The sequence below is a fragment of the Ensifer adhaerens genome (genome assembly GCF_000697965.2).
GTDB classification, from domain to species: domain Bacteria; phylum Pseudomonadota; class Alphaproteobacteria; order Rhizobiales; family Rhizobiaceae; genus Ensifer; species Ensifer adhaerens.
Window position 1 is genome coordinate 1,291,360 of record NZ_CP015881.1, and the last position, 26,993, is coordinate 1,318,352.

Annotated in this window: 24 protein-coding genes; 5 read left to right on the forward strand and 19 right to left on the reverse strand. The window is 63.4% G+C overall.

The genetic code is table 11. The features are described 5' to 3' along the window. Positions 1-16 precede the first annotated feature (16 nt). From FA04_RS25565 to FA04_RS25590, 6 genes are all read right to left on the reverse strand, one after another. Entirely contained in the window at positions 17-1,702 is a 1,686-nt protein-coding gene (locus FA04_RS25565) for a Na/Pi cotransporter family protein (protein WP_034801807.1), read from the reverse strand. 22 nt (positions 1,703-1,724) lie between these two features. Beyond that, positions 1,725-2,330, reverse strand: a complete 606-nt coding sequence (locus FA04_RS25570; RefSeq protein WP_034801808.1) for a histidine phosphatase family protein — start codon at positions 2,328-2,330, stop codon at positions 1,725-1,727. Then, positions 2,327-3,427, reverse strand: coding sequence for an ABC transporter ATP-binding protein (locus FA04_RS25575; protein ID WP_034801810.1), 1,101 nt, complete (start codon positions 3,425-3,427; stop codon positions 2,327-2,329). Before FA04_RS25575 ends, FA04_RS25570 begins: the two co-directional genes overlap by 4 nt. Next, a complete protein-coding gene (locus FA04_RS25580; protein ID WP_051659593.1) occupies positions 3,424-5,169 on the reverse strand; it encodes an ABC transporter permease in 1,746 nt (581 codons plus the stop codon). The genes FA04_RS25575 and FA04_RS25580 overlap by 4 nt, the downstream gene beginning before the upstream one ends. A 61-nt stretch (positions 5,170-5,230) precedes the next feature. Beyond that, entirely contained in the window at positions 5,231-6,352 is a 1,122-nt protein-coding gene (locus FA04_RS25585) for an ABC transporter substrate-binding protein (protein ID WP_034801812.1), read from the reverse strand. Between the two features lie 130 nt (positions 6,353-6,482). Then, positions 6,483-7,319, reverse strand: coding sequence for a MurR/RpiR family transcriptional regulator (locus tag FA04_RS25590; RefSeq protein ID WP_034801814.1), 837 nt, complete (start codon positions 7,317-7,319; stop codon positions 6,483-6,485). 399 nt (positions 7,320-7,718) lie between these two features. Here FA04_RS25590 and FA04_RS35695 point away from each other — a divergent pair, with 399 nt between their 5' ends. From FA04_RS35695 to FA04_RS25605, 3 genes are all read left to right on the forward strand, one after another. Then, complete coding sequence (locus FA04_RS35695) at positions 7,719-8,129, forward strand: HAMP domain-containing protein (RefSeq protein ID WP_051659594.1); 411 nt, start codon at positions 7,719-7,721, stop codon at positions 8,127-8,129. Beyond that, positions 8,126-8,872: an ATP-binding protein gene (locus FA04_RS35700; RefSeq protein ID WP_051659595.1), complete on the forward strand. Its 747-nt coding sequence runs from the start codon at positions 8,126-8,128 to the stop codon at positions 8,870-8,872. Before FA04_RS35695 ends, FA04_RS35700 begins: the two co-directional genes overlap by 4 nt. A 97-nt stretch (positions 8,873-8,969) precedes the next feature. After that, positions 8,970-9,581 carry an outer membrane protein gene (locus FA04_RS25605; protein WP_034801816.1) on the forward strand — a complete coding sequence of 204 codons (612 nt, stop codon included), beginning with the start codon at positions 8,970-8,972 and terminating at the stop codon, positions 9,579-9,581. 363 nt (positions 9,582-9,944) lie between these two features. On the opposite strand, the gene FA04_RS25610 is transcribed toward FA04_RS25605, so the two are convergent. The 9 genes from FA04_RS25610 to FA04_RS25650 form a co-directional block, all read right to left on the reverse strand. Further along, positions 9,945-11,564, reverse strand: coding sequence for an ABC transporter substrate-binding protein (locus tag FA04_RS25610; RefSeq protein ID WP_082936567.1), 1,620 nt, complete (start codon positions 11,562-11,564; stop codon positions 9,945-9,947). Between the two features lie 57 nt (positions 11,565-11,621). Beyond that, positions 11,622-12,446, reverse strand: coding sequence for a creatininase family protein (locus FA04_RS25615; protein WP_034801818.1), 825 nt, complete (start codon positions 12,444-12,446; stop codon positions 11,622-11,624). A 389-nt stretch (positions 12,447-12,835) separates the two neighbouring features. Continuing rightward, positions 12,836-13,828: an oligopeptide/dipeptide ABC transporter ATP-binding protein gene (locus FA04_RS25620; RefSeq protein ID WP_034801820.1), complete on the reverse strand. Its 993-nt coding sequence runs from the start codon at positions 13,826-13,828 to the stop codon at positions 12,836-12,838. Next, the gene (locus FA04_RS25625) at positions 13,825-14,850 is read right to left on the reverse strand and encodes an ABC transporter ATP-binding protein (protein WP_082584699.1); all 1,026 of its coding nucleotides are present in this window, start codon (positions 14,848-14,850) and stop codon (positions 13,825-13,827) included. Before FA04_RS25625 ends, FA04_RS25620 begins: the two co-directional genes overlap by 4 nt. Beyond that, positions 14,847-15,755 carry a D,D-dipeptide ABC transporter permease gene (gene ddpC, locus FA04_RS25630; RefSeq protein WP_034801822.1) on the reverse strand — a complete coding sequence of 303 codons (909 nt, stop codon included), beginning with the start codon at positions 15,753-15,755 and terminating at the stop codon, positions 14,847-14,849. Before ddpC ends, FA04_RS25625 begins: the two co-directional genes overlap by 4 nt. A gap of 2 nt (positions 15,756-15,757) precedes the next feature. Beyond that, the gene (locus FA04_RS25635; RefSeq protein ID WP_034801824.1) at positions 15,758-16,771 is read right to left on the reverse strand and encodes an ABC transporter permease; all 1,014 of its coding nucleotides are present in this window, start codon (positions 16,769-16,771) and stop codon (positions 15,758-15,760) included. A gap of 131 nt (positions 16,772-16,902) precedes the next feature. Next, a complete protein-coding gene (locus tag FA04_RS25640) occupies positions 16,903-18,444 on the reverse strand; it encodes an ABC transporter substrate-binding protein (RefSeq protein WP_034801826.1) in 1,542 nt (513 codons plus the stop codon). A gap of 123 nt (positions 18,445-18,567) precedes the next feature. After that, entirely contained in the window at positions 18,568-19,200 is a 633-nt protein-coding gene (locus FA04_RS25645) for a helix-turn-helix domain-containing protein (RefSeq protein ID WP_034801861.1), read from the reverse strand. A gap of 176 nt (positions 19,201-19,376) precedes the next feature. Further along, positions 19,377-20,834 (reverse strand): M81 family metallopeptidase, encoded by a 1,458-nt coding sequence (locus FA04_RS25650; RefSeq protein ID WP_034801828.1) that lies wholly within the window; start codon positions 20,832-20,834, stop codon positions 19,377-19,379. A 111-nt stretch (positions 20,835-20,945) separates the two neighbouring features. Between FA04_RS25650 and FA04_RS25655 the strand changes: the two genes are divergently transcribed. Both FA04_RS25655 and FA04_RS25660 read left to right on the forward strand, forming a co-directional pair. After that, entirely contained in the window at positions 20,946-21,770 is an 825-nt protein-coding gene (locus FA04_RS25655; protein ID WP_051659596.1) for a M55 family metallopeptidase, read from the forward strand. A 24-nt stretch (positions 21,771-21,794) separates the two neighbouring features. After that, positions 21,795-23,033 (forward strand): NAD(P)/FAD-dependent oxidoreductase, encoded by a 1,239-nt coding sequence (locus FA04_RS25660; RefSeq protein WP_034801830.1) that lies wholly within the window; start codon positions 21,795-21,797, stop codon positions 23,031-23,033. Between the two features lie 18 nt (positions 23,034-23,051). Here the strand turns inward: FA04_RS25660 and FA04_RS25665 are convergent, their stop codons facing one another. Genes FA04_RS25665 through FA04_RS25680 form a run of 4 tightly spaced genes read right to left on the reverse strand, consistent with a single transcriptional unit; the run spans position 23,052 to position 26,986 of the window. Continuing rightward, the gene (locus FA04_RS25665; protein ID WP_034801832.1) at positions 23,052-24,398 is read right to left on the reverse strand and encodes an MATE family efflux transporter; all 1,347 of its coding nucleotides are present in this window, start codon (positions 24,396-24,398) and stop codon (positions 23,052-23,054) included. Beyond that, entirely contained in the window at positions 24,399-24,977 is a 579-nt protein-coding gene (locus FA04_RS25670; protein WP_034801834.1) for a peroxidase-related enzyme, read from the reverse strand. Between the two features lies 1 nt (position 24,978). Next, on the reverse strand, positions 24,979-25,485 hold the full coding sequence (locus FA04_RS25675; protein WP_034801836.1) for a CMD domain-containing protein: 507 nt from the start codon (positions 25,483-25,485) through the stop codon (positions 24,979-24,981). A gap of 31 nt (positions 25,486-25,516) precedes the next feature. Further along, a complete protein-coding gene (locus tag FA04_RS25680; RefSeq protein ID WP_034801838.1) occupies positions 25,517-26,986 on the reverse strand; it encodes an NAD(P)-binding domain-containing protein in 1,470 nt (489 codons plus the stop codon). Positions 26,987-26,993: the final 7 nt, after the last annotated feature.

Here is a 26,993-nt window from a genome sequence, read left to right on the forward strand (position 1 = left end):
GACATCGCCTCTGCGATCATCTCGCTCCGGCAACCGCTCCGACGTTGAGAATTCGGCTGCTGCTCAACAGGCCTGCGGCCTGCACCAGCGGATAACCGGCGGCTGCGATATCGGAATTGATCCGGTGGAGGTCGCGCACGAGGTCGATGAAGAGGGCATTGTCTCTCGCACCGGCCGCCGTCTCCACATGCTCGCCGCCGAGATGCCGGCGCACGATTTCATCTTCGAGTTCACGGAAGCGGTCCTTTTGGGCCGCGAGCCGCGATGCGGCCGCGACGTCGCGGGAGGAGAGGGCCGCAGGCAACAATCGCAACGAGGCCACGATCACCTCCGAGAGCGCCTCGATCGCCGCACGCTGGCTGACGGTGAACTGAATGTTCTGCTTGATTTTCGCCCTGATGCGATCGGCAAGGCTTAGCTTGATGACGTCGCCCGCATGTTCGAGATTGCTCGCAAACAACATGATCTCATGGGCTCTGCTCGTCTCTCCGGCCGGCAACCCGTCCTGTGTCAATTGTCCGAGATAGGCGTGCACCGACGCCATGTAATTGCCGAGCCGTGCATCCACGGGCAGCAGTTCCTTCAGATTTTCGAGCCTGCCGGCCTGTAACGACGTCAGCGCCATCCGGAACATGCGCTCCAGCAATTCGCTCATGCGGATCGTTTCGGTCGTTGCATTGCTGAGCGCGATTGCCGGCGTCTCCAGCGACATGCTGTCGAGATAGCGCGGAGACGTCAAGGGATCGCCAACGACCGGCGCTGGCGGGACAAGCCGTTCCACAAGGTTCACGACGAACGACGACAGCGGCAGGAACACGGCCGCAACGACCAGGTTGAAGGTGACGTGAAGACCGACCGCGACATGCAACGGATCGGTGGGTAGACGGCCGGCAATATCGACGATCTGCCGCGCGAAGGGCAGCAGCGACACGGCCAGAAGCCCGCGGCAGAAGAGATTGGCGACCGGCAGCTTGCGGGCAGATGGCGGCTGGTCGAGCGTGGCGCTGACCGCCGGAAGTCCGCCGCCGAAATTGATTCCGAGGATAAGCGGGACGGCGCCGGCGACTTCGAGGCTGCCGTTCATCAGGAGCGAGGCGACGAGCAGGATGACGGCAAGCGTCGAGTGGAACAGCCATGCAAGCATTGCACCGACGAGGAAGCCAAGCACGGGCTCCGTCGCGACCGCCTGCAGGACATCGTGGAAAAGCGTGGCTTCGCGCAGTGGCGCGGGCGCCGACACGATCACCTTCAAGGCCATCAGCATCAGCCCGAGGCCCATCAGGATGCGGCCGGCGTTACGCGGTCGGAATTCGCCGGATACGCTGAATGCGATGTATCCGGTCAGGAGAAACAGCGGAGCGAGCACGCCGGCAAGCGACGAGCCTGAGGCAAAGAGGCCGGAGACGAGCGCGGAGCCGTTATCCGCCCCGAGCAGGACGGCGAGCCCGGTCTGGGCCGAAATCGCACCGGCGCCTGCAAGCCCGGCAACGATCAGCGCCATGGCCGTGGCGCTGCCGAGCACGGCGGTCGCAAGGACCCCGCCACCGAAGGCGGTAAGCCGGTTCGACAGGCGTTCTTCGACAAAGCGCTGCAGCCGGTCGCCCCAGCCGCGCATGACGCCAGTGCGCACCATGCGAACGCCCCACAGAAGCAGCGCCACGCCACCCAGAAGTTCCAGGATAACGAATGTTCCGGAGTTCATCTCATGCCCCTCGCCGCAAGTATCAGTCGGCGACGAAGTCGTCGGGTGCGACAGATCCGATGTTGTAGCCCTCCAGCTGCGCGGTCATGCTGCCGCGCCGCGGGAAATGCAGGATGGTCGCCGTCCCCGGCGTGACGGGGACGACGCGCGACGGGGGAAGATCGAGGAATTCGTGGCAGGCGGCGCGCACCACGCCGCCATGGGCAACCACGAGCAGGTCCCCTTCGGTGCGCGACATCCAGTCATGCACGCCTTCGGCCACGCGGCCGCGAAAGGCGCCCCAGGTTTCGCCGTTGGCCGGCGTGAACGTACCGGCGCGCCATGCGGCATATTCTTCCGGCCGCTCGGCGATCAGATCCGGCTTGCGCCGTCCCGTCCATTCGCCCATGTCCAATTCGCGGAAGCGCTCGTCGGTCGGCGCGTCCGGGTGACCGATGAGGGCGACCGTCTGCCGGGTGCGGCCGAGATCGGAGGCGATAATGCGAACCGGCTTCAACGCCTTGGCGTAGGGGCGGAACCGCCTCACCTGCGCGACCCCGCGCTCGGACAGGAGCGAGTTGTCCTGTCCCTGGAGGCGTTGTTCGGCGTTCCACTGGGTTTCGCCGTGGCGCATGAGGATGAGCCTCATTGTTGGATCCTTTCTCCGGTGGCGGCGAAAACCGCATCGGGGGTGCGAATGAAGGAAAGGGGGATCGGCTCCCCCGGTGTGGCGGTGAAGTAGCTGTCGGCCATGGCCGTAACGCGCAGGTCGCCGACCATGGCGGTCACCATGGTTCGGCCCGCGATCGGTGCTGCTTCGGCAAAGCGGGCCATAAGCGACGGTGCTCCGGCGACCGCGCCGACGCTGACGTCTTCGGCACGGAAGAGCAGTTGCGCATCGTCGCGGCCGGCCGCCACGGAAGCCGGCGCTAGCACCATATCGCCGAAGACGAGGCCGTCGCCGGCGCGGTGCACCGGTATCAGGTTTGCCGGCGGCGTGCCGAGGAAGGTCGCAACGAAGGTGGTCTGCGGATTGCGCAGGAGATCGATCGGCTTGCCAAACTGTTCGACGCGGCCGTTGTTGAGCACGGCGACATGGGTCGCCATGGTCATCGCCTCGACCTGGTCGTGCGTGACGTAGACCGATGTCGCCCCCGTCGCCCGGTGGATGCGCATCAGCTCGCTGCGCATCTCGATGCGCAGCTTGGCATCGAGGTTCGACAGCGGCTCGTCGAACAAAAGAATGCTCGGCTGTGGCGCGATCGTGCGGGCGATCGCCACGCGCTGCTGCTGGCCGCCGGAGATCTCGGCCGGATACCGTTCGGCAAGCGTGTCGATGCCGAGAAGCGAAAGCACTTCCCGCACACGCTGCTCGCGCTTGTCGCGCGGCCATCTGGCGACCTTCAGCGGCCAGGCGATGTTGCCGGCGACCGTCATGTGCGGCCAGAGCGCATAGCTCTGGAACACGAGCCCGGCGTTGCGCTTGCCGGCGTCGGCAATGACGCCGCCCGCGCCGCTCGAGACGGTCTGCCCGACGAAGGCGATTTCGCCTTCGCTCGGGCTTTCAAGCCCGGCCAGCATGCGCAGAAGGGTCGACTTGCCGCAACCCGAGGGGCCGACGAGCACGAGAAAGGACCCCGCCGGTACCGAGATGTTGACGTCCTTGACGGCGGTAAAGGCGCCAAAGCGTTTGACGAGGCTGCGGATCTTGATGGCGTCCGCAGTGCCGGTTGCTAAAGCATTCATGGTGCTTTCCATTTCTGGACACGGTTCTGCAGGCTGTGGGCCACGAAGGAGGCAGCCAGGCAGACGACGAGGATGACGAGGGTGATGGCATTGGCGAACTGCAGGAAGCCTTCCGCAGCATAGCGATAGGCGACCATGCTCAAGACCGGCGAGGTGGCGGTGAACAGCAGCACGACCAGCGAGAGATCCCGCACCATCTTGACGAAGACGAGGATCGCGCCGGCAAAGAGGCCCCGGATCGCGAGGGGAAAGATGATCGCGAACAGGCGACGGATCAGTCCCGCACCCGTCAGCCGGGCGCTTTCCTCGATGTCGGCGGAGATCTGGCCGAGCACCGACCGCCCCGACTGCACGGCAAAGGGCAGATTGTGCGCCGATGCCGCGATGACCAGCAGGGCGAAGGTGCCGTAGAGCGAAGGCAGCGGCCCGATCGGCGCGCCGAAGAGCGCGATATAGGCCGCGGCAAAGGCGATGCTCGGCACCAGAAGCGGCAGGAAGGCGAGCTGGCTCAGCAGCGTCGCGAGCAGGCTGCCGCGGCGCTGGACGATGGTATAGGCCAGCCCAAGACCGAGCAGCATCGTGGTGAAGGCGACGACCAACCCGAGACGGATCGTGTTCCAGATCGCGTCGATCAGCACCGGATTGCGGAAGATACCCGCCTGCCCCTGCGCCATCTCGCCGCCACCTTCGCCGATCCAGAAGTGCAGCGTCCAGTTGGAAAACAGCGCGCCGCTCTGCGGTGCCAGGCTCGACGCGGCCAGCACGAGGACCGGCAGCACCGTGGTCAGAAACCCGATGATGACGGCGATGGCAAAGAGTGGCCAGCGCCAGGCGCCAAGCGGGAAGCGTTTGGTCCGCCCGCCTTTGCCGGTCACCGTGATGAAGGCCTTGCGACCGGAGACGATACGATCGGAGAGCCACAGGAACAGTGCCGACACTGCAATGAGCAGCAGCGCAAGCACGAAGCCGCGTTCGTTCTGCCCGGTCTCGATCATGCCGAAGAGACGGGTAGAAAGCGTCTGCATCCGCACCGGCAGGCCGAGCAAAGCGGGTGCCGCGAAATTGGCGACGGCACCGGCGAAGGTCAGCGATGCCGCGGCAATCAGCGCCGGCGTGACCACCGGCAGGATGATGCCGAAGAAGATGCGCGGGCGCTTGGCGCCGGCCATCTGGCCTGCCTCGACGAGATCGGCGCCGACCGAACTCAAGGCCGCGGCGATGATCGTATAGGCGAGCGAATAATAGTGCGCGATCAGCACGATCGCCGTCGGGATGAGCCCCCAGGCGAGCCAGTCGGGAATGGCAAGGCCGCTGGTTTCGAAGAAGCCGGCCGAACCGCCGAGACGCGAATTGCGAAACAGCGTGCCCCAGGCAAGGGCTGCGGCAAAGCTCGGGATCATGTAGGGCAGCGACGCCATCAGGCCGAGGAAGCGGCGGCCCGGCACGTCCGTCAGCACCACAAGCCAGGCAAGGAAGCCGCCGATGAGCAGGCAGCCGGCGCCGACGCTGAAACCGAGGATCATGGTATTGAGGAGCGGCCGCCACCAGAGGTTGGCCGAGAGCGGGCTGGCGAGCACGGCCTTCCAGGCCGCCATGCCCTCAGGCGTCAGCGTCGTGAAGAGGATGCGCAAGAGCGGAGCGACGACCAGGATCGCGACGATGGCGACGAGAATTGCCGGCAAGAGGAAGCCCGATCGGAGCAGCCGGCTGCCCGATGGTGCGGATATCGATAGGGATGTCATGTCAGAGCCTCGGCGTCTGTCGGCACGCGTTTTGGAAAAGCGTGCCGACAGACGGTTTCCGTTACTGGAGCGTGATGATCAGGTCGGCAATGCGCCCGCGCGCGGCGGCCGTCTTTGCCGGGTCGATCGTCCAGGCCTTTAAGTCATCGAGCTTCACCGAGTCCGGATGGTGGGCGATGGTCTTGCGGGTCGCGTAGTCGCCGGGGACGTTGAAGGGCTCGAAGCCCGCCCCGCCGGTCGGCGTATCGTCGCCGAACATGAAGTCGATCAGCAACCGAGCGGCCGCCGGATGCGGCGCCTTGTCTGCGACCGTCAGTACCGCCGGAAACAGGATGCCGTTGGCCGGCTCGACATTGTTGGCGATCTGCAGCGCCCAGCCCTCCTTCTCGTTGTCACGACGGTCGGAATAGGTGCCGAAACCGACCGGCGGATTCTTGGCGTTGACGTCTCCCACCGACTTGTTGAGCACGTCGCTGTTGGGAACCAGGATCAGGTCGTTGGCGAAGAGGTCCTTGATGAACTGCTCACCGGCGCCCTGAAGATCACTTTCGACTTCGATATCCTTGCCGAAATGCGCCTTGTAGGCGGCGGCCATTTCGTCTGGATGCAGCGCGATCTCGGTCAGGAGATCGAGCAATTCGCCACGCTGGCTCGGGTCGACCATCAGCACCCTTCCCTGCCATTCCGGTTGGGTGAGCTGCCAGAGATTGCTGACGGGCGAACCATCAGGAAAAGCCTTCTCGTTGTACATCAGCACCTTGGTGGAGAGGCGCTGGGTCAGGAGCGGCGCCTTGTAGCGGTCCTCCAGTTCGTTCGCGACCCGCGGCGGCACGTAGTTCACGATCCGCTTCCCCTCCAGAAGCTTGGTGAACACGACAGGCGTATCGGCGATATAGAGCACGTCGACAGCATGCACACCGGCCTGTTGCTCCGCTTCGACACGCGCGATCTGCTTGGTCGAACTCATGTCGAGACCGATGAGGTCGATGCCCGGATAGGTCTCTTCGAAGGCCTTTTCGATCTTGGCGATGCGGCTCGAAAGCGAGAAGACTGTAACGCTTCCCTCCTTCTGTGCGAGCGGCAGCAGTTGCTGCGGCGTCAGCCCGTCGAGATCGGACGCCATCGTCAAGGATGGCAGTGCAAAGCATGCGGCAAGTGCGGCACTGGTCAGCTTTTTCAGCATTTCGTTCTCCTCCCTTTATAGTTCCCCGCTAGAGCATTCTGCCCTCAAGTGGGATCACTTGCGGGCGGAAAGATGCTCTAGAATCAAAGTATTAGAACGTCCTTTGTGCGTTCTTGTGAACGCAGGCGCTCTAGTCGAAGTCGTTGAACAACTCCGACAGCTTCTCCAGCCTGCCGATCACCTGCCCCTGGTGGCGGCCGGCGATCGTCAGCACGATGGCGTTGACGATCGCAAACGGGATCGTCGGTGTCTGAAATTCGCTGCCCGAGCGTCCCCTCGGCGCTGCAAGCATCAGATCGGCAGCGGGCTCCATCAGCGGCCCGACCAGATCGGAAACGAGGATCGAGGGCGCACCGACCCGTGCCGCATGCCGCATCAGCGGGGCGTAGCTTTGCGGCTGTTTGCGAAAGGCAAGCGCCACGATGAGGTCGCCTGCCTCCATGCTGACCAGGCGCTCGGCGATGTCCCGGCCGCGCCCCGTCAGCTGGATCGTGGTCATGCCGAAGCGATCGAGGCGACGCTGCAGGAAGCCGGCCACGGATTGCGCATGCCCCTGCCCGAAGATGAAGACGCGACGTGCGGAAAAAATCATGTCCGCGGCCCTGTCGATATCCGTCTGCTCGACGGACCGGGCGAGCGTTTCGAGCGCGCTGATCTCGGCCGCAATCAGATCGGTCAGGTAGTCGCCATGCTCGACCTTCGAGACCGAGCGGCGCATGCGGTTGGCCGCGTCCTGATCGTCCAGCACCTCGCGCTGCAGCTGCGCGCGAAGGTCCGGAAAGCCCTTGTAGCCAAGCTTCTGCGCCAGCCGGGTGGCGGTGGCCTCATGAACGGAGGCGCGCTGGGAAAGCTGCGGGCCCGACAGGAACGCGGCCTCCGCCCGGTTTTCCAGCATGGTGGTGATCAGCTTCTGATCCGCATCGGTAAGCCGCCTGGAATGCGTCTTAATGCGATCGAGTATCGTCATGACGTCCCCGCAAGTTCATTTGCAGGATCCATCGTTCCTGCAATTTTCCGTGCCGTCAATAATGGCAATGCAAGAATCTTTGCAAGGGTCTGCAATGGGTGATGCCTTCCTGTCTGCAGATGGGGTCCCGGCCCTGCAGGTTGCCGGCTAGACGCCCCAACAAGCCTACCTGCGCGCGCTCCCGGCAGGACAACCTGCAACCTGTGCGTTTGCCCGACAGATTCTTTGCAAAGCACCGCAAACCGATGCCGCCGGCCGTGATTGCGCCGGACAAGCTAAATCCCTCGAACGATTGTTCCTCCGATTTCGGCGCTCTCTCCACGCAACCCACACACGGCCTCAACGAATCCTGTGCCTGCCGGTTGCGCCGCTACTTGCAGAGAAACTCCGAGAACCACCATGAGCGATCCCCAAACGACAGACCTTACCTTCGGCCCAACCCCGGGCAGCCGTCCCAGGAAACGGGAATGGGCGATCGGAGGCTTCAGCTGGCTTCTGACGAAACACATGTTTCTGGCGGTGACGGCCACCATTGGGGTGCTGACGTCGGGATCGTTCATTTACATGTACGTCCTCTATCTGACGCACCCCGACGCGGTCCTCGAGCCGGTCACCCTGGTCGAGCTCCTGGTTATGGCCGCAGTGCTCACCGTCAGCCTCATCATCGCTGCGATCATCGGCGGTCGCCTCAGCCACCGGATCGTGAACGCACTGGTGCTCATCCGCGATGCCGCAAAGGCGATCGCGATGGGAAATTTCTCCACCGCGTGCCCGTTCGATCAAGACGACTGGGGGAGGTCGACGATGTGATCGACCATTTCAACCGGATGGCTGAACTGCTGGAGAACGCAGAGAAGGAGTTGCAGTACCAGAACAACGCCATTGCCCATGAGCTGCGAACGCCGCTGACGGTGCTGCGCGGCCGCCTGCAGGGAATGCGCGACGGCGTCTTCAAGCCAACCACCGAGCTTTACGATGGTTTGATCGGTCAGATCGATCACCTGACCGGCATCGTCGAGGACCTCCGCATCCTGGCGCTCTCGAATGTAGGGCGGCTGGAGCTCCGGTTGGAGCCAGGCGACATGGGCGAAGAGGTCGAGACCGCCGTAGCCGCGATGCTCGGCGAGTTCGACAAGGCCGGGATGCCGGTATCGCTCAACCTCAGTCGGGCGCCGATGATGCTTGATCGCGGCAAAGTGCGACAGGCCTTGCTTGCGATCATGCACAATGCCACCCGCTATGCGTCCGGAAGCCGGCTCTCCATCGTGGCGAAGATGAGAGGTTCGGAGGCAATCTTCCAATGCCAGGATTCCGGCCCTGGTATGTCCGACGTCGACATCGAGCACGCGTTTGATCGGTTCTGGCGCGCGGATGACTCCCGATCCCGGGCAAGTGGCGGCAGCGGTCTCGGCCTGTCGGTGGTTCGCGCGATCGCCGAGGCCCATGGAGGTTCGACCAGCGCGAAGCGAAACGAGTTCGGCGGCATGACCTTCGAAATCGCCTTGCCGACAGATTGCGGGAGCAGAGGCTCGCAAAGCGTACTCTCTCCATGAAAACCGGATGAACTCTGCGCGGGACCTGCAAGCAGATGAGGCAAACCGATCGCATTGAACGGGCCGGACCGGTCCGCGACAATAAAGGAAACGATCGATGACACTCAACTTCAAGACGGCCGCGCTTGCTCTGACCGTTGCCGCAGCCGCTTCGACCGCACAGGCCGCTGATTTCAACAATTCGGGCGTCGACTTTGCCAATGTGGATCGTTGGACGGGGGCCTATGCGGGCGGCCACATCGGCACCGGCTCCTCGAACCAGAAGGGCAGCAAGAACAAGATCAACGGCGGCGTCCAGGTCGGCTACAATCAACAGTTCGGCGATTTCGTGATCGGTGGTGAGATCGAGGCGGCGCGCGCCGGCGGCTTGCAGTACCAGGTTGGCAAAGGCGGCGCCTTGCAGCAGACCTGGAGCGGTACGGCCAGGGCCAAGGCGGGCTACGCACTCGACAACGTGTTGCTTTACGGCACGGTGGGCGTCACCACCGCCCGCTTCGAGGGCAACGGCACCGTAACCTCACGCGATCGCTGGCACACGGGCTGGACCTATGGTGCGGGCGCAGAGATGGGATTTACCGAAAACATCTCCGGCAAGGTCGAATATACCCAGACCCGCTTCAACGGCGTGGACTCCACGATCGGTGGCGTGAAGGGCTCGAACAATCTGGTCAATCACGCGATCAAGACGGGCCTGAACTTCCGCTTCTGATCTCCACACGACCGATTCTACTGTCCCCCTAGCACCGGTCGGGTGAGCAGCAACACTTGGCCAACCGGCGGCGCCTCGGCAGGCGCAGACTTCCTCGCTTCGGGTATTCCGCGGTTCCGTACAGGGCGCACGGCTCTGTATCCGCTGCGCTCCACACTGGGGAGTTGCAAGATGTAGTCACTGGAACAGGCCGATCAACGCCCTGCCGTTGGCCGCCGCCAGCCGGGCATTGTCGCGGTCGTTCACCCGCCCCCCCGGGGACCACTGGAGAGTGAAATCTCCAGCGCCCCGGGCGGGACGGGACGAACGCCCGCCTAAGTCACGCGAGAAAATCGAGCTCGCGCCCAGCCCGGATCGGGTGAGTTACTCCTCGATGTCGACCTTGTCGAAGCGATGCGAGCCCAGAGGCTCCATCACGTAGTTCTTCACCTTTTTCGACATCGGCAGCACGACGGTGGAATGTGCGATCGGAACCCAGGGCGCCTGATCGCTGATGATCGCCTGGGCCTCTTCGTAGAGCTTCGTCCGCTCGCCCTGGTCCGAGCTGGCGCGGGCCTTCTGGAAGATCTCGTCGAGTGGCTTGTAGCACCAGTTGGCATTGTTGCTGCCACCGACGCCTGAGCAGCTGAAGAAGTAGCTGAGCAGGTTGTCGGGGTCGCCATTGTCGCTCGTGCCGCCGAGGATGATTGCGCCGTCGCGCGCCTTGTCCCGCGACTTCTTGAGGTATTCGCCCCATTCGTAGGAGACGATCTCGACACCGATGCCGACCTTGGCAAGATCCGCCTGCATCAGTTCCGCGGCGCGGCGGGCATTCGGCATATAGGGGCGGCTAACGGGCATTGCCCAGATCTTCATCTTCAGATCCTTGACGCCGGCCTCGTCGAGAAGCTTCTTGGCCGCCTCCGGATCGTAGCCATAGCCCTCAATCCCGCCGTTATAGCCCCACATGGTGGGCGGCAGGACGCTCTTGGCCATCTGGCCCATGCCCTGATAGACGGACTCGACGATCGCTTTCCGGTCGATCGCCATGTTGATGGCGCGGCGCACCTCCAGCTTGTCGAACGGCGCGACCAAGGTGTTCATCGCCAGATAGGAAACGTTGAGGCCCGGTTGCTCCATGACGTTGAGGTCCGGATTTGCCTTTAGCTTGGCGATATCGGCCGGTGCCGGATACGGAGCGATATGGCATTCGCCCGCCTGAAGCTTCTGCATGCGAGTGGTCGGGTCGGTGGTGATCGCGAAGATGAGATTGTCGATCTTCGGCGCGCCATCCCAATAGTCGGCGTTGGCGGCAAAGCGGATCGCCGCGTCCTGCTGGTAGTCGACAAAGCGGAACGGTCCGGTGCCGACCGGCTTGCGGTCGAGGTCCTCGCGCCGCCCGTCTGCCGCCAGCTTGTCGGCATATTCCTTCGACACGATCGAGCCGAAGTTCAGCGCGAGCTTCGACGGCAGCGACGCATCCGGCTGGTTCAGTACGAACTTGACGGTCCTGTCATCGACCTTGACGATCTCCTTGATTGCCGCCGGCATCTCCATCGCGTTGAACATTTCCCAGTTCGCGCCGGCGAAATAGCTATGCCACGGATCGTCCTTGTCCATCTGCCGGTTGAAGGTGAAGAGCACGTCGTCTGCATTGAAATCACGCGTCGGCGTGAAATCGTCCGTCGTCTGGAACTTCACGCCCGCGCGCAGTTTCAACGTGTATTCGAGATTGTCGGCGGAAATGGTCCAGCTTTCGGCAAGGCCCGGGACGACATTGGTGGTGCCGGGCTCGAATTCTGTGAGGCGGTCATAGACCGTCTCGGCCGACGCGTCCCAGGTGCTGTTAGCCGAGTACAGTGCCGCGTCGAAGCCCTCCGGCGCGCCTTCCGAGCAATAGACGAGCGTCTTTGCCATGGCCGGCGTCAGCGCGGCGCCTGAAAGCATGGTGGCAGCGAAGAGCGTTACAAGGGTGTTGCGCGTCCGCGCGAATTTCACGTTCATTGGTCTGTCCTCCCTGAAGGAATGGAATTCGAGTGCCGGCCGATGGCGCCGGAAGGATCATTCGGCCCTGCCGGCCGTGGTGCCGAGCCCGCGGCCGGGGGTCCAGACCGGATCCGGCGTGGTCCAGAGCACGTCGTTGCGGATCAGCTTCACCAGTTCGCTCGCCTGAAGATCGAGGAAACGCTCGCCCTTTGCAGCGGTTGCGCTGCGCGGATCGCCCCAGGTGCCGGTAACCGGCGCGCGCTCGGAGAAGGAATAGAAGCGCGACACGTCCGCCGGCACGTCGACAGGGTGCTGCTGGTTACCGAAAGCCTGACCGAACATCTCGGTCTTTACCGCGTCCGGCACGATCGCCAGCATGACAGAGGCCTCACCTTCGCAGGCATGGTGGGCGCCGGTGTCGACTTCGAAGATCTTTGATGCCTCCTCCGTCGCCAGCATCCACGGCGTCGTCGCGACGATCGGCATGGCGAACTCGACCGCCAGTTCGCGCACGGCGACCGCCAGCGGATCCATGTTGCCCCCGTGACCATTGACAATGAACAGGCGCTGAAAGCCGAGCGTCTTCAGCGAGCGGACGATGCAGCGGAGGACGCGGCTCAGCGTATCGTAATCGAGCGTGATCGTGCCGCCGAAGGGCAGGTGATGTTCGCTCATGCCAGTCCACAAACCCGGAAGAACGGCGACCGGAATGTCATCGGCCACCAGCCGGGCCGCGCGGATCGCGGCTGCCGATGCGCTCGCGGTGTCGGTGATGACGGGCAGGTGCGGGCCGTGCTGCTCCAGCGAGCCGATCGGCAGGATTGCAAGCGCCCCCGGTTTGCCGGCAATTTCGCGCAGGCTCGGCGCGGTCATGCGCGCCCATTCAACTTCCTTGGTCATGTCAGGCCTCTTTCATGTCATCAAAGCAAATTCTGTTCGCCGCCTCGCCGGCGACAGGCGCCGTCTGGCGTCCGCGGGCATCGACCCGCAGGGTCACCGCGCGCCCATCCGATTGCCGCAGGCTGACGAAAGGCGTCGAGCAGCGTTGGGTCAGTCAATCTCATCTCCGGCAAGCGGCGGGATCGCGAAAAGGCGGTCCCGATTGGCAAGCGCCGCCCGATGGCGGCGGCTACAAATTTGCACAGTCGGAAATATCAATCAAATTATTTTTCCTATAAGAAAATTATATTTCTCAAACTATCGAAATTGCGCATCAAATGGCACAGGCCGCACCGCGCCGTTCCGGCGGCTGGGCCGGCGGGCGCGGATCTGGCGCGTCGTCTGCGCTCTCACGTCTGCGCCAGGTGACACCTGACATGGCGGGCGCTCTCGCTCAGGCGCCGCAGCACCTGGCCCGCCTCGCAACCGCCGCCGATCCGGTCGCACCTCTGCTTGTAGAAGCAGCCGTCCGGCAGATGGCGGTTGTTGGGAAGCTCGCCCGCACGCACCTGCGCAATATCCGGCAGCGGGCTTTCGAAGCTCGGCGCCGCCGCCAGAAGCGTCTGCGTGTAGGGATGGCGGGGATTGCGCAACACTTCGTCGGCCGGGCCGGATTCGACGATCTGGCCGAGATACATCACCGCGACGTCGTCGCAGAAATGGCGCACCAGCGCGACGTCGTGCGAAATCAGGAGATAGGTGAGCCCGCGCTCCCGCTGCAGCTTCAAGAGCAGATTGATGATCTGCGCCTGCACCGAGACGTCGAGCGCCGATGTCGGCTCGTCCAGCACCAGCAACTCCGGGTCCGTGCTGATCGCGCGGGCAATGGCGATGCGCTGGCGCTGGCCGCCTGAAAACTCGTGCGGCAGGCGATCGAGGTGTTCCGGACGGAGCCCGACGGCGATGGCCAGTTCCTCGGCCTTCTCATGCAGTTCGGCCCTGCTGTGCCCACCGCGAATGTGCAGCGGCTCGCTGATCAGCCGCCAGACCGGCAGGCGCCGGTCGAGCGAGGATTGCGGATCCTGAAAGACGATCTGCATCTTCTGCCGCAAGGCGCGCTTTTGCTTGCCCTGAGCCTTCTGAAAATCCTCGCCGTCGATCGCCAACCTGCCCTGTTCAAAAGGCGCAAGCCCGATGATCGCCTGGGCGAGCGTGCTCTTGCCGCAGCCTGACTCGCCGACGATGCCGAGGCTCTTGCCGGCGCCGACCTCAAGGGTCACGCCATTGACCGCATGCACATAAGACGTGGGCCGCCCCAACCAGTTGCGGGAGGCCGGGAAGCGGACATGGAGGTCGGAAACCTCGAGCACCGGCCGCGCTATCGTACCAACGCCTTCGGTCATTGCCGGCCTCCCTGCTCTACGAGTTCGGTCGCCGCACCGCGACGCCAGCAGGCGACCTGCTGGCCGCTGGCCCCCACCAGTTGCGGAGACTGGGTTCGACATTGTTCGACTGCTTCCTTGCATCGCGGCTGGAAGTAGCAACCCGCCGGTGGGTGGAGAAGGTTCGGCACAGCACCAGGGATCGCTTCGAGTTCCTGCTTCGGCGCGACCCGCTCCGGCAGGCAGCGCAACAGCGCCTGGGTATAGGGATGCTGCGGCGTTTCAAGGACCGTCCGCGTCGCGCCGTGCTCGACGATCCGCCCGGCATACATCACGTAGAGCCGATCGCAGAGCTGCGAGACGACGGCGACATTGTGCGAGATGAAGATGACTGACGTGCCTGTCCGGCGCGCCCGGTTCTGGATCAACCGCAGGATCACCGCCTGCACGGTAACATCGAGTGCAGTCGTCGGTTCGTCGGCGATGATCAGGCCGGGGTTGCAGGAAAACGCCATGGCGATCAGCACCCGCTGCCGCATGCCGCCGGAGAGTTCGAACGGATAGAGGTTCATGACCCGCTCTGGTTCGCCGATCAGCATGTCGGCAAGAATGTCCCGCGCCACGCGCCTTGCCTCGGCGAGACCTATTTCCTCGTGGCGCATGATGACGTCGGTCAGCTGCTTGCCGATACGGATCGTCGGGTTCAGCGCGTTCATCGGTTCCTGGAAGATGGTCGAGACCACCTTGCCGCGCAGGTCCTGCAACTGATTGTCGTCCATGGAAAGCGTGCTGTGGCCAAAGAGCCTGACGGTGCCACCGGTGATGCGGTAGCGTCCCTTGGGCAGGAGCCCCGTTGCCGCCATCGTCGTCACCGACTTGCCGCAGCCGGATTCGCCGACAATACCGACAATCTCGGCCTTGCCGACGCTGATCGTGACATCGTCGAGCGCTTTGACGGCGCCGCTGAAGGTTGGAAACTCCAGCGAGAGATTGTTGATGGCCAGCGCCTGGCCGCGTGGTTCTGCCGTTCCCATCGTCATCATCTGCCCCTCAAGCGCGGGTCGAGCATATCGCGTATGCCGTCGCCGACGAGATTGCACCCCATGGCCGTGATCAGGATCGCCAGGCCCGGGAAGGTCGCGTACCACCATTGGTCGAGCATGTAGCTGCGGCCGCTGCTGACGAGCGCGCCCCATTCGGCGGTCGGCGGCTGCGCGCCGAGGCCGATGAAGCTGAGGGCGGCTGCAATCAGCACGACGCCGCCGAGATCGAGGGTCGCCTGGACGATGATCGGCGACATGGCGTTTGGCAGGATATGCCAGCGCAGGATGTAGAACGGCGAGGCGCCAAAGGTGCGCGACGCCTTGACGAAGACCTGCTCGCGCAGCGACAGCGTCTGGCCGCGGGCGAGGCGCACATAGGCGGGGATGCGTACGATCGCGACCGCCAGCATCGAATTGAACAGGCTTGGGCCAAGAGCCGCGGCCAGCGCCATGGCGAGCACCAGCGCCGGCAGGGCGAGCACGACATCCATCAGCCGCATGATGGCGGTATCGACCCGACCGCCGACGACGCCCGAGAAGCAGCCGATCAGCACCCCGACCGACATCGAGATCAGGACGATCATGAAGGCGGCGCCGCAGGAAGCCCTTGCCCCAAAGATCACGCGCGAGAACAGGTCGCGGCCGACCTCGTCGGTGCCGAACCAGTGCGCCGCACTCGGTGGCAACAGGCGCGCCGTCAGCGACACCTTGTCCGGATTGTAGGGCGCGATCACGGGTGCGGCGACGATCATCACGAGGACAAGCACGATGATCGCGACGCCGACCAACGTCAGCGGGCTGCGGCGGCTGAGGTACCAGAAATAGCGCAGCCGCTCGGAAAAGGACTTGGTCCTGCGCATTGCTGCATTCGACGCGGCAGGCTCTGTCGGCATGACGGCGGACATGATCAGACCTCCCTGATCTGCGGGTCGGCGAGCATGTAGGCGAGATCGACCAGGAGGTTGATCAGCACGTAGCCGATGGATGCGACGATGGTGAAACCCATGATGGCGGGGAAATCGAGGGTCTGGATCGAGGTCACAACATAGGTGCCCATGCCCGGCCAGGCGAAGATCGTCTCCGTCAGCACCGCGCCATAGAGCAGATCGCCGAGCGCCAGCCCGAGCAGCGTGATCGACGGGATGAGCGCGTTTCTGAGCGCATAGTTGAAGATGATCATGCCCTTGCGCAGGCCACTGGCGCGCGCTGTCCGGATGTAATCTTCCTGCAGCACGTCGAGCATCGAGGCGCGGATCTGGCGCGTGATCACGCCCATATTGGCAAAGGCGAGCACGAAGCCCGGCAGGATGATGTGGTAAAGGGCGCTGCGGAATGCGTCGAAACGGCCCTGCAGCAGCGAGTCGATCAGCAGGAAGCCTGTGATGCGCTCGGGTGTCGCAATACCCATGGCCAGGCGCCCGCTGCCGGGCAGGATCTGGAATTTCGCATAGAAGACGTAGATCAGGATCAGGCCGAACCAGAAGACTGGCATCGAGATGCCGCAGACCGAGACCGTTCGTGCCACCTGATCAATTGGACCGTCCTTGTAGACGGCCGAGAGCACACCGAGCGGCACGCCGAGACAGATCGCGATGAAAAGCGCGACCACGCCGAGCTCCAGCGTCGCCGGCAGGAAGGTGCGGATATCGGCCGCGACGGGGCGATTGGTCCTGAGCGACGTGCCGAGATCGCCCTGAAGCAGATTGCCGATATAGATGGTGAATTGTTCGACGACCGGCCGGTCGAGACCGAGATTGCGCCTGACATTTTCAAGCGTCTCGGCGCTTGCCCTGTCGCCCGCGATCATGCGCGCCGGATCACCGGGAATGAGATGCGAGATCGTGAAGGTGATGACCGCGACCCCCAGCACGACGAAAAGCAAGAGGATCAGACGCGGAAGAATGATGCGGGTGATTGCCATGGACGTCAGCCCTTCCGGCAGGGGAACCCCGGCCTAGCTTGGGAAACGAAGAACCCTGCCGCCACGGCCAGGGGCCGGCGGCAGGCGTTCCGTGGAATGCGGTCGGTCAAGCGAAGCTTGACCGTTCCTCCTCACTCCGTCTTCGACATCGTTCCGAAGTTGTAGACCTGGATCAGCATCGGATTGTAGACATAGCCCTTCACCGCGGCGCGGCGGGCGAAGATGTCGTTCTTCTCCATGATGTAGAGATACGGCGCGTCGTCAGTCGAAAGCTTCTGCGCCTCGATGTAGAGAGCCTTGCGCTTTGCTTCGTCGACGATCGAAGCTGCCTCTTGGACGAGACCCGTCACCTTGCTGTTGTTGTAGAAGGAACGGTTGCCCGGGCCGCCCATCTTACCGGCGTCGAACCAGTAGTTCATGAACATGTAGGGGTCGGCGAAATCAGGCGTCCAGGCGCCGGGCGCCATGTCGAACTTGCCGTTGGCGACCAACTCGCGCTTCGTCGTGTCGGCGACCGCCTGCAGATCGAGCTTGACGCCGATTTCTGCGAGAGAGGCTTGCAGCGCCAGACCGACCGGTTCCCAGGCAGGATCGGCCTGCGAGAAGGTATAGGTCAAATGGATGTCACCCTTGCCGGATTCGGCAAGCAACGCCTTGGCCTTCTCGATGTCGTAGCTGTACTGGAAACCCTGGGGATCATGCCCCCACATGCCGCTGGGCACCGCGCCGCGCATCTGCTTGGCCTGACCGAGCATGATGCCGTCGATGATGCCCTGGTAGTCGACCGCATAGGAGATCGCCTGACGCACCTTGGCGTCGTCGAGCGGCGGCTGGCGATTGTTCATGTAGATGTAGTTCACATACATGCTCGGATTGCTCTCGACGACGACGGAGGCATCCTTCTGCAGCGCTTCGGCCTGATCGAGCGGGATCTGTTCGATGATGTCGGCATCGCCGTTGGTCAGTTGAAGGCGACGCGCCGACACGTCGCCGACAATGCGGAGCACGACTTGTTTCAGCGCCGGCTTGGCGCCTGCATAATGTTCGTTGCTGTCGAGCACGATGCTCTGGTTGCGCTCCCAGGAAGCGATGCGATAGGGACCGCTGCCGGCCGTATGCTCGGCGAGCCAGGCCTTCGCCATGTCGCCGTCCTTCTCATGCTCCATGACCTTGGGATTGATGATCGCAGCGCCGGAGACGGCAAGCGTTGAAATGAACGGCGCAAACGGCGCGGTCAGGTGAAACTTTACGGTCTGCGGGTCGACGACCTCGACCTCTTTCAAGACCGGGAACGCGTCGGACGGGCCGGCCTTCAGCTTCATCAGCCGGTCGAAGCTGAATTTGACGGCGGCGGCATCGACCGGCGAGCCGTCATCGAACTTGTGGCCGGCCGCAATCTTGAAGGTCCAGACGAGGCCGGCATCGTCGGCAGTCCAGCTTTCGGCGAGTTCCGGCCCGACTTCCGTCGAGGCGCCCTTATAGGCGACGAGCCTTTCATAGGCGGCGTAAGTGAGCGTGTAGCCGCTGTTGCTGATCTCAATACCTGGATCGGCTGTCGGCGGATCTTCCGCGCGCGCCAGCACCAGCACGTCCTGCGCAGCAATCGCGCCGGAAAGCGGCGTCGATGCCAGAAGCAATGCAATGCCGATCGATTTCCACTTGGAACCGTTCATCTCGTCGTCCTCCCCAGAACTGCGGCGTGCAATGCCCTCCCGGCACCCACCGCAGTCCTAGACTAGGAAACGATTTTCCTAAGTGCAATATTTTTTCTTATCGTATTTGTTTTTTAGTTTCGATCAGCTTTTGAGCTTGATCGTCTGCGCATTTGCCAGCGTGGAGACCAATTCGGTCTCCGGGGTCGAGCAAACGCATAAGATCTGCGCCGGCTCCTCGCTGACGCTCAGATAGGCGTGTCCCATCATGGCGTCGAAGTAGCAGGAATCACCCTTCTTCAGCCGAAGGGGCGCGTAGATCTCGGTGTGGAGTTCCAATTCGCCGTCGAGGACGTAGAAGAATTCCTCGCCCTTGTGGCGGATCAGCGGTCCGAACTCCTCGAGCGTGCGCGCCCGTGCCATCGCCAGGATCGGGACCATCGACTTCTTGGAAATCTCCGTGCAAACATAGAGATAGTCGTAGTTCTGCGTGACGATCTCCCGACCGTCTCCGGATTTGGTATAGGTGCGCCGCCCCATCATGTTGGGCACGTCTTCCGCGCCCGTCATCGTCCCGAAAAGCTCGACGATGTCGACCTTCAGGCCCTGGGCAAGCTGGATCAAGCGGTCGTAGGTGAGCTGCATCTGGTTGTTCTCGACCTTGGAAAGGGTCGAGACCGCAAGCCCGGTCATGGAGCTGACTTCGGCCAAGGTCCAGCGGTTGCGATTGCGAATATCCTTGAGGATCTCGCCGAGGCTGGATTTCGCGTCGGTCATCGTTGGCGTCTCCATTTGCCTGCCGCCATCGAAGTGCTCGCCGGTTCTCGCCCGCCCGCAACACAGAATCCGATTGGCATGATAGGAAAACCATTTCCTATAATACGTGGCCGAAAGCAACATCGTGTTGACGGCAATCCCTGCCCCACAACCACTTGCAGCGTTTCGAAGCCCGCCTACTCCGCAAACGGGTTGGCGACCCTTGGCCAATAGGGGCGCTTCAGCTTGGTGAAAGCCAGATCCTCGAATGTCGGCTGCAAGGCGCCTGGCGCACTGACGTAATGAATGTCACGCGCGATCGGTTCGAAGCCGGCACGGAAGTGGTTGCTGGATTTCACCACGACGATCTTCTTTTGCGCGGGGTCCAGGCCAAGCGCTGTCATGCATTCCGGATGGAAGGTCTGCGTGCGCACTGTGTTGATCACGATGTCGATGCTGCCGGAAGACACCCACACGGCATCGCCGATGGCAAGCGGCGTCGGCCCGAAGCGCTGGGTGATGCCGGACGCGACGCGCCGGACCGTCACCGTCAGGTCGAGCGGGTCGCCGGATGCAGGCCCGACCTTGCCGCCGATCCTCAGTGCCAAAGTGGCCCCTTCTCCCGCCTCGCGGCACATGCGAACCGCAATCGGATCCCAATAGAGGCAGGAGGCCACGTCTTCGATACCGCGCTCGATGATGCGACGCAGGATGAAGGTCGAGTCTCCAGGCGCGCCTCCGCCGGCATTGTCCGAAACATCGGCAAGCACGATCGGACCGCTTGTCGCGGCAACGGCCCGGTCCAGCGCCGCGTCGATCCCGAGATAGTCTCCCCGCATCTGTTCACGCGCCTCGAATATCTCGCGAGCGAAGGACCGGGCGACACGCGCGGCTTTTTCCGGATCGTTGTCGGTCACAACAAGCATCTTGGCACCTACATCCTCGACATCGCCCCAGGGGAAGCCGTGACCGAAGGAGACCGAGAGCACACCGTCCTGCCCTTCCATCGCCTTCATGCGATCGACGATGCCGCGCAATGGTGCACGATGCGGGTGGAAGGTGTTGATCATGCGGCAGTCATGCATGCCCATGGCCGGCTTCACTTCGCCCGCAAGTGTGCGCTCCATCAGCCGGAACAGTTGCTCCGCAACCTCCTCGATGTCGGTGTGCGGATATTCCTTGTAGGTGGAGATCATGGTCGCATTGGCCAGCATGCGTTCGGTGATATGGCAGTGCAGGTCGAGTTCGGCTGCGACCGGCACATCCGGCCCCACCACCTGCCGGACATGCGCGAGCAGATCGCCTTCGACATCGTCGTAGCCGTCGGCCACACAGGCGCCGTGCAGCGCGAGCATCACGGCGTCAACGGGCATCGCGGCCTTGAGATCGTCGAGAATGGTGGCGCGGAAACTCTCATAGACCGCTCGCGTGGTCCTACCGCCGGGCTCGGCCACGGCGCACAAGCTCTCCACCACATCCCAGCCTTTTTCTTGCGCGGCATTGCGCCAGACGAACATTTGCGAAGAGCAGCAGTTGAGCGGCTTGCCGGTGGCATCGCCATAGGCGATCAGGTTCTCGCGGAAGGCCTCGATGCCGGTCTGCATGGGCGAAAAGGTGTTGGTCTCCGTATCCAGCCCCGCGATGAAAAGTTTCATTTTCGCCTCTCGCCTATCAAGAAAGATATTTTCTAATCATAAAACTATGTTTATCGTCGGAAAGTCAAATGCATTATCCGCGCCCTTGCGCGGCTGACCGGGGAGGCAGGAATGCGCATCTATATTTCCGCTGACATCGAAGGGATCGTCGGGGTCGTGAGCCGCGACCAGCTGATGCCCGAAGGTTTCGAGTACGAGAACGCCCGGCGCTGGATGACGGACACCGTGGTTCACGCCTGCGAGGCTGCGCACGAGGAAGGCGTCGAGGAGGTCATCCTCAGCGATTCCCATGGAAATGGCGAGAGCATCCTGATCGACCGCCTGCCCGACTACGTACAGGTCGTGCGCAGCTGGCCGCGGCCGCTGATGATGATGCAGGGCGTCGAACTCGGTTCCTTCGTCGGCGCGATGCTACTCGGCTACCATGCCGGCGCAAACCATGCGAGCGGCGTGCTATCCCACACGATCGGCGGCACCGCCTTTGCCGAAGTGCGCATCAACGGCACCGTCATGCCGGAGGCCGGGATCAACGCCGCCATTGCCGGACATTTTGGCGTACCGGTGCTGCTTGCTTCCGGCGACAACGTCGCCCTGGAGGAGATCAGGGAGCGTATCGGCGATATCGTGACGGTGCCGGTCAAGCAAGTCTACAGCACGCAATCGGCGATCACATTGACGCCCGCCGTCGCCCATCGCCGCATCCGCGAGGGCGTCAAGAAGGCATTGTCGAGGGCCGGTTCGGCAAAGCCGTTCAAGCTGGAGAACCCCGTCCTTGAGATCGTCTTCCGCAACCGCCTTCCGGCCGAATATCTTTCCTATCTCAAGGGCGTCGAACGCACCGACGGGTACACGATCCGCTACCCGGGCGACGACATGGTCGACGTCTCGCGTTTCATCCAATTCGTGGTCGGCTACAATTCCCGCCTCACCTTCTGACCAGCATTTCCGCGGAACCAATCCATGACCACCTCTATCGTCCTCGGCGCCGGCATGGTCGGCATCTCCACAGCGCTCGCTTTGCAGGAAACCGGGCACCAGGTGGTGCTTATCGACCGCAAGGCACCGGGCCGGGAAACCAGCTACGGCAATGCCGGCATCATCCAGACCGAGGCCGTCGAACCCTATGCTTTTCCTCGCTCGCTTGCCGAGATCGTCAGGGTCGGATTGAAGCGCGGCAACGATACGGACTGGCGGCTCGGCGACATGCCGCGGCTGGCCGGACCGCTCTGGCGCTATTTCACGCAATCGGCGCCGGCGACTTATGCGAGAACCGTCGCGGCCTACTCGAAGCTGGCGCTGCGGGCGAGCGACGATCATGCTCGCTTCATCGAACCCGCCAATGCCGGCGACCTGATCGTTCGCGAGGGCTGGCGCGCAGTCTACCGTTCGCCAGGAAAGCTCGATGCGGCTGTCGCGACCGCCGAGCGTCTGAAACGGGAATACGGCGTGCCGTCGGACGTGCTTACCTCCGACGAGCTTGCGGCAAGCGAGCCTGCGCTCAAAAGCCGGCTGGCGGGCGCAGTCCATTGGACCTCACCCTGGACCTGCCGTGATCCGGGCGACCTGGTCTCGCGCTACGCCGCGCTCTTCGTCGCCCGCGGCGGCAAGGTCGCCCAGGGCGATGCCATGTCCCTGCAGCAGACCGGCGCGGGCTGGCGGGTCCTGTCGGAGGGTGGCAATCTCACGGCTGAAAACGCGGTCGTCGCCCTGGGGCCGTGGTCGCCGATGCTTTTGGCGCGGTTTGGCTATCGTGTCCCCATGGTGTTCAAGCGCGGCTACCACTGGCACTTTGGCGGCAAGGAAGGCCCACGCATTTCGATGCTGGACATCGACAGCTCCGCCCTGATCGCCCCGATGAATGCGGGATGGCGGGTCCTGACCGGCGCACACCTGGCGCCGCTCGGCACCGCCCCGGCATCGCGACAGATACGACACGCCGTCAGCGCTGCGCGCACGCTTTTTGCGCTGCGCGACCCCATCGAAGCAGCGCCATGGTCGGGAACCCGTCCCTGCATGCCCGACATGCTTCCCGTCGTCGGGCCCAGTCGTCACAAGGGCCTGTGGTTCCATTTCGGCCATGGGCACCAGGGCTTCACCCTGGGGCCGACGACAGCACTTCTCCTGGCCGAGCAGGTTGCCGGGAATCGCAACAATCCGCTGGCCCTGCCCCTGTTGCCGTCGACCCGAGACTGGGCATAGCCGAACGTCAGGGCCCGGTCATTGGCGCACGGTCGAAAATGTGCGGTCGGCCAGCCGCGGCAGCATGAGCCGGAAGGCGACGCTGCGGGCGCTTTGGAACAGGATCAGCGCGATCCACAGTCCGTCATTGCCGAAGACCGGCTGCAGGATCGCCCAGGCGGCAAAGTAGATCACCAGCGAGGCGACCATCAGATTTCGCATCTGCCGCGACCAGGTGGCGCCGATATAGACGCCATCCATCTGGAAGGCGACGATACCGAAGATCGGAAGGGCGGCGACATAGGGCAGGTACGCGTGTGCAAGTGCTGACACGCTTTCCGACGGGGCGGTGATGCCGATCACCCAGTCGCCGGCCACAAAGAGACAGAGCGCGACGAGCCCGGCAAAGACGAAGCCCCATACCGTGGTCAAACCAACAGCACGGTCGAACGCCGGCCGGTAGCGCGCGCCGACGGCTCGTCCGGCCAGTTGCTCCGCCGCCGTTGCCACCCCGTCGAGAAAGGCGACGCCGAAGAAATAGAAGCGCAGCAGGATCGTATTGGCCGCAAGGACTTCGATGCCGAGCATGCCGCTTTGGCGGGTGAAGAAGGAAAGCCCGATCAGAAGCGCGAAGGAGCGGATCATCATGTCGCCATTGACCGAAAAGGCGCGGCGGAAGGCCGTCAAATCCGGAAGGTTCCACGCGGTCCGGTCGGTCTTTGCCCAGATGAGGTAGAGCCCCGCCAGTGCCGTGACGGCTTCGGCAACGAGAGAGGCGGCAGCAACGCCCGCCACACCCCAGCCGAGACCGAGGACCCAGTGCACGCTCAAGCCGGCGTTCAGCGCATTGAGCAAGGTTTGCAGGATCATGCCCCAGAGCGCATCGCCACGCCCGATGATCCAGCCGAAAACCACGAAATTGAAGAGGACGAAGGGCGCCGACCAGACCCGCCAGGCGAAATAGGTGGCGGCCGCTTCGGCGACCTTGCCTTCCGCGCCCATGGCGGCAAGGCCAAGCGCGCCGATCGGCTTTTGAAGCAAAAGCAGTGCCAGCCCCGCCACGATCGCGATGATGAGGCCGCTTGCGAGCATGCGCTGCTCTTCACGCCGGTCACCGGCGCCGAGCGCCTGGGCCGTAAAACCCGTGGTCGCCCCGCGCAGGAAGTTGAAGGTGACGAAGATGACGTCGAAGATGACGGTCGAAAGCGCCACGCCGCCGATCAGGCTCTCGTCGCGCAACTGGCCGATGACGCCGGTTGCGACGAGCCCGACAAGCGGGCTCGACAGATAGGCGATCATCATCGGCAACGCGATGCGAAGCACGTCGCGATGCGCGATGTCGAAGGGACGGACCGTGACCGCAGCGTGATCGGAAGCGTGTTTCACTCAATCCAGCCGGTGCGGTTCGCCGAGCGTATGCATCAGCCGATTGGCCCAGCCGAAGATTGCAACCGCGTGGATAAGGTCGAGGGTCTGCAGGTCGTCGAGGCCGATCTCGCGCAGGTGGTAGAACTGGTAGGCGCCGACATTGTCGGGATGCGCCGTCAGGTCGACGCCGAAATTGAACAGCGCCTGCTCGAATTCCGGCAGGTTCGCGTCAAGGCCGCTGCCATAGATCTCGTCGACCACCTCCGGCCGCTTTTCGAGCTGGATGTAGCGCGCCGCATGAACCGAGGCGCAATAGATGCAGCGGTTGACGAAGGATGCGGCAAGCGCGCCGATCTCCCGGCCACCGCGCGACAGCCCGCCCTCGCTATACATGATGTCGTTGAAGAGCGGCGTGCGCTCCTTCAGGGTTTCCGGCTCGTTGGCGAGAACCAGTACATAGTCCGAAATCTTCTTGTTGGACGGCGTGATCTTCAGCGCGTCGAGCTGTTCGGGTGTGGCTGTCTCAACATCGACCGGCTTGACATAGGGCTTCCAGTCGAGCGCTTCGACGGTGAATTCGTGCACAGCTTGCGACATCTCAGTTGTCCCTCAGCATCTTGAGGCCGGCCGTAACCAGCACCTGATAGTTCACGAAGGCGATCAGGCCGGCGAGCGTGACAATGTCCCGGTCGTCGAGACCTGCGGCGGCGAGCTTTTCGATGTTGGTGCGCGTCGCCTCCTTCGGCGAAAGCGTGACGAGATCGACATGGGCGAGGATCGCCTGAAGGCGCGGATCGGCATCTTCGGCACCGTTGCCAGGATCGGCAATCGACGCCAACGCGGAGCCCTCGTCCTCGCGTTCGAGCAGCGCCCGGAAATGCGCGGAGAGCTCCTGCGACTTCCAGAGTGCCGCCATGCGCGCAGCAAGGGCTGCTCGGAGCGCATAGGAGAAGTTGCGCGGATCGGTTGGGCGAAGGGCAGCCTGATAGCTCGTCTGGCTCAACTGCTTCAGCTTCGCCCGCTGTTCGCGCAGCGCCTGCAGGTCGGGAAAGCGATCGAGCCCGAGCACCGTGTCAATTACGTCAGTTGTCGATGGAGAGGTCATTGGTTTTCCTGTCATCTGAAACGCGGGAGGGTCAGGCCGTCTTCTGCGCCGGCGTCGGCGCGTCGGCATCCACCCATTCGGTCCCTTCGAGCTCCGGCTTTTCGTAGGCGATTAGCGCTTCCCAATGGTAGTCGACATCCCGAATGAAGAGCGAAGCCGCGACCCCGCGCGCCAGCCACAGAGCGCCCTCGCTGATGGCGGGGATGTCGCCGCTGACCTTGCCGACGCTGACGGAGGCGCCGTAGTTGAAGCAGTGGATGTCCTTCAGCCAGGGGGCTGTTCCCGGCTCCTTCTCGGTGAAGGAGAAGTCTCCGTTCAGCCAGGGGAAGCGCCCGAGCCCGGGGTTCTCTTCGCCCGGTGGCGGCGCGTAGCGGTCATCCCAGCAGGCGATCTTGTCCTGATAGGGAGCAAGCTCGCTGCGGCTCAGCGGATCGATCGAGAACCCAGTGCCGAGGATGACGAAGTCGGTGCGGAAGATGCGCCCGCCGGTGGTGGTGATAACGACCTCGCCGCCCTCTTCCCTCATCGACCGGATGCCGCAGTCGAAGTGGAAGTGAGCGTTCGGGTGCCGGCTGACGCGCAGCGTCGAATTGTGCGGCGCCGGCGTCTGCTGCTTGGCCGCATAATCCATCAGCCGCCAACGCCATTCCGGCGAGATCTCGGCAAAGCCTGCGGTTACACCATAAGAGCCGATACCCATCAGCTTGTTGACCGTCGGCATTTCCTTGCGGCGGGCGAGAAGCCGCACCTCCCCTGCCCCTTGCTCCAACGCCTCGGCGGCATTGTCGACCGCCGAAGCACCGACACCGATGACGACGACGCGCTTGCCCTTCAGGCGATCGAAGTCGATCTCGTCGGCCGAGTGCGCCCAGGACTTGTGCCGCTCCATGCCCTTGACGAAATCCGGAATGGTCGGCTCGCCGAGCCCATCGCGGCCCGTCGCCATCACCAGCTTGCGGGTGATGATCGACGGTTTTGCACCGCCGGCGATTTCAAGTTCCAGCAGTCCATCGGGGCGCGGCACGACGCGGGTGACATGCGTGTCGTTTTCGACCGGAATGTCCATGACATCGCGATACCAGCGCAGGTAATCCATCCACATAGGCCGCGGGATGCGAAAGAGCTCCTCCCATTCCGCTTCACCATGAAGCGCTGTGAACCAGGCGCGGAAGCTGAGTGACGCAACGCCCAGTGCCGGGCCGAGAAGGATCTTCGGCGAGCGCAGCGTCTCCATGCGTGCATAGGTGACCCAAGGGCCCTCGAAACCCTTCGGAGCGCGGTCGACGATGCGCAGATTGGCAATGCCGGCACGCGTCAAGGCATGCCAGGCAACGAGCCCGCACATGCCGCCGCCGATCACGACCACATCGCTGACGTCATCGCCCGCCGCAGTCGTCACCGGCTTCGACCAGTTGGCCGGCGGATAGTTGAGGTAGCTCAGGTCCTGCCTTACCCGCGCATTGAGCGCGGCAAGCCGTTGCTGCTTTTGACTGTCGGTCATCCCAGAT

Excerpts from the sequence above, each read along its gene's own strand:
- FA04_RS25565 (WP_034801807.1), bottom strand. The coding sequence starts at position 1,702 with ATGAACTCCGGAACATTCGTTATCCTGGAACTTCTGGGTGGCGTGGCG.
- FA04_RS25570 (WP_034801808.1), bottom strand. The coding sequence starts at position 2,330 with ATGAGGCTCATCCTCATGCGCCACGGCGAAACCCAGTGGAACGCCGAA.
- FA04_RS25575 (WP_034801810.1), bottom strand. The coding sequence starts at position 3,427 with ATGAATGCTTTAGCAACCGGCACTGCGGACGCCATCAAGATCCGCAGC.
- FA04_RS25580 (WP_051659593.1), bottom strand. The coding sequence starts at position 5,169 with ATGACATCCCTATCGATATCCGCACCATCGGGCAGCCGGCTGCTCCGA.
- FA04_RS25585 (WP_034801812.1), bottom strand. The coding sequence starts at position 6,352 with ATGCTGAAAAAGCTGACCAGTGCCGCACTTGCCGCATGCTTTGCACTG.
- FA04_RS25590 (WP_034801814.1), bottom strand. The coding sequence starts at position 7,319 with ATGACGATACTCGATCGCATTAAGACGCATTCCAGGCGGCTTACCGAT.
- FA04_RS35695 (WP_051659594.1), top strand. The coding sequence starts at position 7,719 with ATGAGCGATCCCCAAACGACAGACCTTACCTTCGGCCCAACCCCGGGC.
- FA04_RS25605 (WP_034801816.1), top strand. The coding sequence starts at position 8,970 with ATGACACTCAACTTCAAGACGGCCGCGCTTGCTCTGACCGTTGCCGCA.
- FA04_RS25610 (WP_082936567.1), bottom strand. The coding sequence starts at position 11,564 with ATGAACGTGAAATTCGCGCGGACGCGCAACACCCTTGTAACGCTCTTC.
- FA04_RS25615 (WP_034801818.1), bottom strand. The coding sequence starts at position 12,446 with ATGACCAAGGAAGTTGAATGGGCGCGCATGACCGCGCCGAGCCTGCGC.
- FA04_RS25620 (WP_034801820.1), bottom strand. The coding sequence starts at position 13,828 with ATGACCGAAGGCGTTGGTACGATAGCGCGGCCGGTGCTCGAGGTTTCC.
- FA04_RS25625 (WP_082584699.1), bottom strand. The coding sequence starts at position 14,850 with ATGATGACGATGGGAACGGCAGAACCACGCGGCCAGGCGCTGGCCATC.
- ddpC (WP_034801822.1), bottom strand. The coding sequence starts at position 15,755 with ATGTCCGCCGTCATGCCGACAGAGCCTGCCGCGTCGAATGCAGCAATG.
- FA04_RS25635 (WP_034801824.1), bottom strand. The coding sequence starts at position 16,771 with ATGGCAATCACCCGCATCATTCTTCCGCGTCTGATCCTCTTGCTTTTC.
- FA04_RS25640 (WP_034801826.1), bottom strand. The coding sequence starts at position 18,444 with ATGAACGGTTCCAAGTGGAAATCGATCGGCATTGCATTGCTTCTGGCA.
- FA04_RS25645 (WP_034801861.1), bottom strand. The coding sequence starts at position 19,200 with ATGACCGACGCGAAATCCAGCCTCGGCGAGATCCTCAAGGATATTCGC.
- FA04_RS25650 (WP_034801828.1), bottom strand. The coding sequence starts at position 20,834 with ATGAAACTTTTCATCGCGGGGCTGGATACGGAGACCAACACCTTTTCG.
- FA04_RS25655 (WP_051659596.1), top strand. The coding sequence starts at position 20,946 with ATGCGCATCTATATTTCCGCTGACATCGAAGGGATCGTCGGGGTCGTG.
- FA04_RS25660 (WP_034801830.1), top strand. The coding sequence starts at position 21,795 with ATGACCACCTCTATCGTCCTCGGCGCCGGCATGGTCGGCATCTCCACA.
- FA04_RS25670 (WP_034801834.1), bottom strand. The coding sequence starts at position 24,977 with ATGTCGCAAGCTGTGCACGAATTCACCGTCGAAGCGCTCGACTGGAAG.
- FA04_RS25675 (WP_034801836.1), bottom strand. The coding sequence starts at position 25,485 with ATGACCTCTCCATCGACAACTGACGTAATTGACACGGTGCTCGGGCTC.
- FA04_RS25680 (WP_034801838.1), bottom strand. The coding sequence starts at position 26,986 with ATGACCGACAGTCAAAAGCAGCAACGGCTTGCCGCGCTCAATGCGCGG.